The organism is Vibrio sp. NC2 (assembly GCF_025195005.1).
In the GTDB taxonomy this organism is placed as follows: domain Bacteria; phylum Pseudomonadota; class Gammaproteobacteria; order Enterobacterales; family Vibrionaceae; genus Vibrio; species Vibrio splendidus.
In genome coordinates, this window is the sequence record NZ_JANVFC010000004.1 from 62,691 (window position 1) to 63,218 (window position 528).

Annotated in this window: 1 pseudogene; it reads left to right on the plus strand. The window is 47.0% G+C overall.

Annotated elements, in window-relative coordinates:
* A pseudogene (locus NX845_RS07415) lies at nucleotides 1–528 on the plus strand (galactokinase); the annotation flags it as partial.

A 528-nucleotide genomic window follows, 5' to 3' on the forward strand; every position in this document is an offset into this window, starting at 1 on the left:
ACCGTGTGCCATTAACTACCAAACGGTAGTGGCAGCGGCTAAGCGTGACGACAACATCGTGCGCGTAGTATCAGTAGACTACGGTAATGCAGTGGATGAGTTCGACTTAACTCAAGAGATCACATTCCAACAAGATAAGATGTGGGCTAACTACATTCGTGGTGTGGTGAAGTGCTTAAAAGGTCGTGGTTTTGAATTTACAGGTGCAGACATCTCTGTAACGGGCAACGTGCCTCAAGGTGCAGGTTTAAGTTCTTCTGCGGCACTGGAAGTGGTCATCGGTCAGACATTCAAGGTGCTTTACAATCTAGAGATCAGCCAAGCTGAAGTTGCGCTAAATGGTCAGCAAGCCGAAAACGAATTTGTGGGCTGTAATTGCGGCATCATGGACCAAATGATCTCTGCAGAAGGTCGCGCAAATCACGCGATGCTTTTGGATTGTCGTAGCCTAGAAACTCAAGCGGTTTCAATGCCAGAAGATATGGCTGTAGTTATCATCAACTCAAACAAGAAACGCGGCTTAGTCGA